This is a genomic window from Salinivibrio sp. MA440 (assembly GCF_001996265.1).
Taxonomy (GTDB): Bacteria; Pseudomonadota; Gammaproteobacteria; order Enterobacterales; family Vibrionaceae; genus Salinivibrio; species Salinivibrio costicola.
The window spans coordinates 1-8,748 of sequence record NZ_MUFI01000071.1; the positions used below are offsets into that span (position 1 = coordinate 1).

General features: G+C 45.1%; 2 protein-coding genes. Both read left to right on the plus strand.

The window, feature by feature from the left end:
• Positions 1-5,242, plus strand: a 5,242-nt coding sequence (locus BZG80_RS15135) for a putative Ig domain-containing protein (RefSeq protein WP_131827567.1), incomplete at its 5' end; no start/stop codon positions are given.
• A gap of 24 nt (positions 5,243-5,266) precedes the next feature.
• A complete protein-coding gene (locus BZG80_RS15140) occupies positions 5,267-8,230 on the plus strand; it encodes a transglutaminase-like domain-containing protein (RefSeq protein ID WP_077679732.1) in 2,964 nt (987 codons plus the stop codon).
• The last annotated feature ends 518 nt before the right edge of the window (positions 8,231-8,748 follow it).

Consider the following 8,748-nt stretch of genomic DNA (forward strand, 5'->3'; position numbering starts at 1 on the left):
CCTCTTACTATTATTAACTTTTGTAACATCTTATTCTGCTAACGCTGAAAATGATGATTTACTTTGGCCTGCCACTAACTTTAGTGGTTATGTTTTTAGTGACTTCAACTCCGGTTCCGGCAACAGTCAGCGCGGACTGGCAGTTGGGGGAAATCTAGAAATAGGTGGATATTCTATTGGTGCTGGCTTGCCCCCAGACTATAGCGATTTTGGCTTGCTCGTAGAAGGAGATGCTAACTTTAGGTCAGGTCGCCTTTATCAAGGGAAAATACGTATTGAAGGCGACGCTAGCGGTGTTAGTAGTTCAGTTATTGCTGGCTTTCCTGATGGTATTAGCATTGAAAATATAGCTCTTGAAAACTCCATACTCTCGTCGAAAGAATACTACCAGGAAATATCAAGGCAGCTTGCTGCTGCCAAAGTAACTGGTGAGTCAAAATATCAGTGGGGCGGGTTGTACCTAGAAGGTGATTGCGCATCTCCGGTTCAAGTATTTAATATTGATGGTTCCCAATTCCAATCTGCTCATACCTTTGAGTTTAGCTGCCTTCCCCCGGAATCGACCATTATTATTAACATGCTTGGCGACAGCACGAAATTTAATCGTGTACAGAATAAAAGTATGTCATCTCTTGCCGCTCACAGAGAAAGAGTACTTTTCAACTTCCCTGATTCCAGTGAGCTGAATTTTGCGGGAATAAAAATTGAGGGTCATGTGTTGGCTCCTAATGCAAATATTAACGCACCACATGGGGATTTGATGGGAACTGTGATAGCAAATCAGTGGATTGGATCAATGCACTTGGGCGGGGAGTTATTTAAAGGAGACTTGACCACTTTAGTCAGTTTCAATGAACCACCGGTGATTGAGTCAACACCGGTCACTCAAGTTACTTGGCCCGATGAATATCAATATATTGTCGTGGCCACAGAACCTGATCAGGATCCAATTACGTACTCGTTGGCGAAGTCACCTAATAGTATGGTGATCAATCCAATCACTGGAGTGATTTCTTGGGTTACAACAGACATTCCAGCGTCTTCTTTTGGTGAGTTTCTAGTCGAAGTGATTGCGACTGATGATAAAGGGGAGTTTGACAGTCAGACTTTTGCAGTGAGATTAGATGCACCATCCAATTATGCTCCTGAAATCACGTCAACGCCTATTACAGAAAGCACCATAGATACTCCGTATAGCTACACTGTCTCCGCTATAGATTTAGACGGAGATGTACTTTCATTCCGTTTGGATAATGCGCCCAAAAACATGCTAATCGACGCTGAAACAGGATTGATTACATGGCCCATTTCTAACGGAGACACAGGTAGTCACCTTGTTAAAGTCGTTGTTAGCGATGGTAAAGCTGAAGATAGCCAAAGCTTCAATGTTAACGTTACTGCGCCGGGTAACAATGCACCTGTTATCGTGTCTGCACCTATTTCTGAGGCTGTGCTGCAAGAGCTTTACCTCTATCAGGTTGTCGCGATAGATGAAGAATCTCATCCTCTGACGTTCGAACTGTTAGACGCACCTGTGGGAATGGTTATTGATACGGATACTGGTCTTATTACCTGGAAGCCGGAAAGCTTAGAACCAGCGACGACAGTACGTGTTCAGGTTAGAGATGCTCCGGGGTTAACTGATAATCAGCAATACCAGTTAACCGTTGTTTCGATGGCCAATGAACCGCCACAGATTACTTCACTACCCGTTGAAGTAGTTGCTAAAGAGCAGCCTTATCATTACCAGGTTACAGCTACAGACGACAAAGATACACAACTGCATTTCAGTCTGGTGCATGGTCATAAAGACATAACGATTGACCCTATTACTGGAGAAGTGCAGTGGCAGAATGTCTTATTGCCACCTCAGGGGTTTGAGCAAACTAACCAGCAATGCAAAATTATTCAGGGCACGACAACTCGCTTGAGCGGTAGCGCAGATGTTTTTGTCGTGGTGGATGAATCTGGCTCTATGTCCGGAGAGCACAACTGGCTCAAAGACTTGGTGCCGTCATTGGAAGCAGGACTAGTTGGTGCGGGCGTAGGTAAAGAAACGGATAAGAACCTTTATGGTCTGGTTGGATATGAACGCAGCCCCCGCTATCTGGTGGTTGATGGGGAAAAAATGGTTGAGTCAGCCAGTTTTAGCCGTTTAGCGGCGCAATTAAGACTCTATGGTGGTACCGAAGATGGCTATCGCGCCATGAAAGGAACGCTGGAAACCTACCCATTAAGAACGGACTCTGCGAAGAACTTAATCCTTGTTACAGATGAAGACAGAGATGTCACCCTATCTTGGTCTTACCAACAGATGTTGGAACAACTCAAGTCAACCGAAACCTTACTCAATGCTGTCATTAATTCATCGTTCAGATGTGACGATGGCAGTTCTGCAATGGGGATGACTGCTGAAGGAATAGGTTTTGTAGCCGATGGCAGTGGCAGTTACTACACCTGTAGTGGAACACGGGCTGTAAGCGGTTCTGGCGCCAGTATAAAAGATTACGTGAACCTTGCTATTGAAAGCGGGGGAGCAGCCTGGGACCTTAACTTCCTGCGAAGTGGTGGACTTAGAGCGAAGTCTTTCTCCGAAGCGATTGTTGATATCAAGATTAAAGAGATCATAGATCAACTCCCTCCTATTTATCAGGCCGACTTACAAGTTAATCAGATAACGCTTTCAGAAAGCAAGAGTGGATTGGTAGATGTAGCTGCGACGTTGAACAACCGCGGACTAGCAGACACAACCCATCCTTTTGCTGTCGCTTTCTATAGTCAAGGTGTTTTTATTGGGCAGGTTGATGTTCAAAACACCGCTGCCGAAAGTAATCAGCAATTGGTGTTAAAAGATATACCAGAAAGCGCCTTGGGTGATGACATTGAAACCATCGTTGTTAGCGGAAATGAGGAGTGCCTGACCGATAATAATACAACTCGTGCTGCAATAGCCAAAGTTAAAGTGACGGATAGCCAGTCAGCAGAAGCAACCCAATGGTTTGCGGTTAACGTGGCGGAGATCAATGAGTCTCCGGTCATTGAACCTGTCCCTCCAGTTGTGCTTGAGGTAGGTGAGAAGTTCCAATTGGCGTTGAACGTTTCAGATCCGAATGTTGGGGATGATCTTTCATTCGCTCTTATTGATGCACCTGCCGGCATGCGTGTTAACAGTACCAGTGGTGTTGTTACGTGGCAGCCAACGCAATCTGACGTTGGACTACTGGTGGCTGAAGTTGCAGTGCAAGATCTCGCGGGGCTGCAGTCGACAACATTGCTTTCATTTGATGTTCTCGATTTCCTACGAGCACCAATAATTATCAGTGAGCCGTTGCTACAAGCTCAGGTAGGCGCAAGTTACTACTATCAGGTGGTAGCAGAAAGTGATCGAAACGCTCACCTTACCTACCAGCTCATAGAGTCTCCTGAGGGAATGATCATTGATCCGAACACAGGAGAAATCAGCTGGCGTCCGAATCAAGTGAGCGGAGATGGCGGACACAGTGTCATTGTTGAAGTTATCGACGATAAAAAACTAGCGGCCATTCAGTCCTTTGTTATCTCAGCGGTAACAACTGGAAGCGCGCCTGAATTTACCAGTACGCCGACGACGTATTTACAACTCGGTGAAATGTTTACCTATCAGGTGCAAGTTTCGGATGGCTTGGGTAAACCGGTTGAAGTCAGTCTGAAAACTCACCCTGAAGGAATGACCCTTGATGCCAACAACTTGGTACTGTGGCAGCCGAGTCAAACAGGGACTTATGCTGTTAGGATTGCAGCGAGAAGTGCCGGGGGACTCGTCACAACTCAGAGCTTCGATGTACAGGTAGCTGAAACCGCAAATCAACCACCGCTCATCGCAAGCCAACCAAGCTGGCAAGTTCAGGGTGATAGGGACTTGCACTATCAGGTATTGGCTTCAGATCCTGAAGGTGAATCGCTGTCATATCTGTTAATGGAATCACCTGCTGGAATGGTTATTGAAACTGATGGTTTAGTCATTTGGCCAGCCAGTATGCAACTTGACGGAAAATTCAGCGTTCGTATCCGAGTCGCTGATCAGTCAGGCGTCTTTGCAGAACAAAGCTTTACCTTTAGTTACTATCCGAGCAATGCTGCACCGGAGTTTACAAGTAGTCCAACAGGTATTGCAGCAATAGATACCCCCTATAAGTACTTGGTATCTGCTAAGGACCCAAATGGTGACCCAGTATCGTTCTCGTTGGTCTCAGCTCCTGAAGGGGCAGTATTAAATGTGTCAAATGAAATCGAATGGACGCCAAATGCTTCCCAGGTGGGCACGCACACCTTTGTTATTGTTGCGGAAGACCCACTTGGAATGCAAAGTACACAAAGCTTCAATGTTACTGTTCGCGAAGTGTTGAATAACGCTTACCCTGTCATTACATCCGTTCCGCTACTTGAAGCCTTTGTGGGGACCAGTTATCAGGACCTTATTATTGCAGCGGATCCTGATGGCGATGCCCTAACTTATCGCTTAATTGAAGCGCCAGCAGGAATGACAGTATCAGGAAACGGGACGGTAACCTGGCTTCCTGAAATCAACCAGAAGGGAAGTAATCCCGTTATTTTAAGGGTTTATGATAACTATGGTGCGTATGCGGAGCAAATGTACAACATCCGTGTAAATAGCGGAAACGAACCGGTAATAACGAGCTCCCCTGTTCTATCAGCGTATAACGGGATGGATTATACGTACCAGTTGAAAGTCTTTGATCTCGATAATGATCCTTTACGTTACCAGCTTGACGAAGGCCCAGTGGGGATGGCAGTAAGTAACTCTGGCGCTCTTTTCTGGAATGTCACTGAAAACGATGTCGGTGATCATTACGTAAGTATTTCGGTGTTTGACTCCGTGGGGAACAGTGATACTCAGAAGTTCAATCTAACAGTTAAATATCTGGGAGAAAGCCAACCGCCAGTGGTGACAAGCCTGCCCAAACTTAGCGCACGAACTGAGTCTGTTTACCTTTATCAGGTTGTTGCGAGTGACCCTGATGGCGATGCATTGCGTTATCGCCTGCTAAGCGCGCCAGAAGGGATGAGTATCAGTCAATTTGGGCTCGTTCAATGGCTGGCAAACAACAAGCAGATTGGGTTGCAGGATGTGGAGCTGGAAGTGAGTGACTTAACTGGGAAGTCTGTCACCCAACGTTTCGCGATAGAAGTAACAGCACCGGGTGAATTCAACCGCCGTATTTGTCGCGCACCTTTGCAGTAACCACCGGAATATAGGGATATAAATATGAAATCTAGTAATATTGCGCTTGAGTTCTGGCGAAATACCAGAGGCTTTCTCCCGATGGTAGCCTTAACTATGACGATGCTTTACCTGTTTGTCTTCTACTCGCCTTCTGCGGTGGCGATGCTCGCGGCAAAAGAGCATTATGAAAATAGGGATGTGAGCATCGAATTGATGAACAGTGTCGAGGCATTGCGTCAAAATACTTCCAAATACCTTGCCAGTTTTACTGGCAAGGTAGGTGATGACAAGTTAGCAGAGCCAAACGAGATGCGTGTGGCATTAGCTGAAAAGTTTCAACGTTATGTTTCGCATTCCGTCAACATCATCGCTAATCAAAAGGTTGAAGCTGAACATGCATTGCGAAAGCAGCTCAGTGAGGCCGTAAAGAAAAGTGATGCCCAGCAAGTCAAGTTGATCAGCGATCAACTGTCTATGATGTTTAAGCATTATCATTCGATGATCTTAGCTGCTAGCGCTCTCGAAAAGGCAGATTTTAACTCAGTCGCCGAGTCTCAAGAGCTTGCAGGTAAACTGCATCAATCATTGGCATCGATAAAGCTGGGTCAAGCTCCCCACCAATACGATAGTGAAATATTGCCTTTCGGCCCTCTTTCTTCTGCTGTTCACGAACCAGCCTCTTCTGTTGAAGCACTCCAGGATTATCTTGGGCTCAGAAGCCAAAGCAATCAGGCTAATGCACGCACAGTTTCAAGCTATGCTTCAGATCCAGCGTCAGACATGTTTTTGCAGTTTAATGAAGATAACCAAGTAACTGAACGCTTAACACAGCTAGCCATAGAGCTGAATCACGATCCGTTGGCTATCTATAACTATGTTTACAACACCATAGAATACGTTCCTGCACATGGTTCGATTCAAGGTGCAGACTATACCCTGTTTAGCAAACGAGGTGGAGCAATTGACCAAGCCAGCCTGTTGGTCAGTTTGCTGCGGGCTTCAGCCATCCCTGCACGTTATGTATATGGCTCGGTGGAAGTTGATATTAGTCAGGCACTTAATTGGGTTGGCGGTGTTAGAGATGTCAAAGCACTGCAAAATCTGCTTGGTCAGGGTGGCGTACCTAATGTTGTGATTACGGATCACAACGGCGTTGCAAAACGCCTTAAAATGGAGCATGTATGGGCAGAAGCGCAAATTGAAGGGCAATGGGTCGGATTAGACCCTAGCTTTAAACAGTACACCTATGAGGAAGGTATTGATCTAAACGCAGCGATGGATACTGACCCAGACCAATTTTATGCCGCGCTAATAGGAGCCGCTGACGTTGATAATGAGAACAAAACTGTTCGTGGAATTGATCAAGCCTATGCTGCTCAACTTATTTCGGAGCTGGAAAAGAAAGTCGAAGACTATATCCAGCTTAACCATCCCAATACGAAATTCGAGGACGTAGCGGGAGGTAAGAAAATAGTCAAAACCGAAGCTGAAGTACTTCCTGTGACATTGCCATACATTTCTGTCGTTGCCAGCCAGCCGTTAGCTCAACTACCAAGCAATATAAGGCATAAGTTTGGATTTACGCTGAACGATAACTACCTAAACACTTACCTCAATGTAGAAATATCGCTCCCTGCATTAGCAGGTAAAACGTTAGCGCTGCATTTTACACCTACTACCCAATCCGATATTGATACGCTAAATGCTAAGCTGCCACAAAGTGAAAGCGAAGCGACGTCATCAAATGCGAAACTACCGTATGGCTTAACCCAAATGGACGCAGAGTTTCTCGTCGATACGCAAGTGGTAGCGATGGGAAATCGGAGTTTTTCTCTTGGGGAAGAACTCAACATATCTAAAGGCTTTTGGACGCCCCGATTTGGATGGGAAAAAACTGACAGCCCCGTCATCGCCGGTGAGTATCAAGCGATTGGCATTGACTACCATGGTATTGAGCCGGGTATGCTGGCAGATTTGAAAGCGAAAAATGCCGCTGTCAGCCAACAACTGGGGGCTGGAAACATTGATACACTTACCAAGCACGATACAGCAGGTCTTTTCCTGCAAACTGGTATACATAGCTATTATGCTATGGTCAACCTCCAACAAAAGTTGTTGTCGAAATCCACAAAAGTTGTGAACTATATTCAGCCTAGCTATGGCACATTCAGTACTGATCTGAGTGTTTCTTACTTCTTTGGCGTTCCCCGTTGGGTTTCTCCCAGTGGGCTGAGAATGGATGTTGATAGGCTGGCAAACAATGCGGAAGCAGCGAACAACTGCCTGGACGACTGGCGAGACTATCACCGTATGACAGGGGCAGTTTCGTCATATCTTGAAAACTTAGTGCCAGAAAAAATGCTGGATAATAGCACCAACAATCCGCAAGGTGTTAGTGCAGTCAAAGCATTGGGTATTGCTGGTCAACAAGGTCAAAAAATTTACACATTGACTAATAGCAACCAGTTTTTACTCAGTGAGATTGCAATCGATGATGAAGTAAGAGCTGAAATAAACAGTGCGATTGCATCGGGTAAAGAAGTCACCGTTCATGAGAAACCCGTTTCTGTCGTTGGTTGGACTGGATCAGGCTACATTATCACAGATCCTGTCACTGGTTCTGGGGCTTATAAGATATCTGGCGGTGCCAATGGAGGCTTTGTGGGGCCGGAAATGGGGATATTTCTAAGCTGGGTTGGCTTGGCAGCCGGGTTTATGGGCCCTTGGGGGCTAGTCGTAAGCCTTATTATTGGCGCAACGCTGTTGTTGTCATTGTGGCTTGATCTGATGGTTTACAACGATGGTTCAGACTTCTGCCGTGACATAATGGTTTCTCTTTTTGTTATCACTGGGATACTGCCTTTCTTGCTTGGACTGGTCGGCCTGCCAACATTGGCGTTTCTTGGCTTTTACATCGGAATCATGGCTGGGTTGGTCACCACCAGAGCGTTGGAATTAATATCCTTGATTGGCAGTCGATGCCCAGACCAAAGGTTGGAATCTTAACGCTCTTCGAGTTATTTAAAGGGGCCTCTGTCAACAAGGACTCTAAATATATCGCCTTCTACTTTAGTGAATAAATGATGGTGTTAAGATGGATGAATCTACTTTTCTAGTATATTTAGCAAGTGGATTGTTGATTTTTTCGTATGCACTGGTCGGTTTTGGTATTATTAATCGTGCTACACAGTGGAAATCAATCACTTCAAATAGCCGTGCTATCATTATAGTGGTGATCTTTATCTACTTGGTGTCGGTTTCTGGATTGATAGAAATAGTCAATCAGTTATTCAAATTAATATGTTAAGGCAAAATGCCTCTATCTATTTTAGATTTTATAAAACAAGGTGAATAATGGAAATACTATTTTTTATTGCTTTTGCGTTGTCGCTGTTAAATGTAATATGTGCTTTTGTAACAAAAGAAATATTCTTTGCTGGCGGCTGGATTAGTTATCATGAAAATAAATCGCATTTTTTTGCTGGATTAGTGACATTCATCATGTTTATTTTCTTCTATGGTGG

Excerpts from the sequence above, each read along its gene's own strand:
- BZG80_RS15140 (WP_077679732.1), top strand. The coding sequence starts at position 5,267 with ATGAAATCTAGTAATATTGCGCTTGAGTTCTGGCGAAATACCAGAGGC.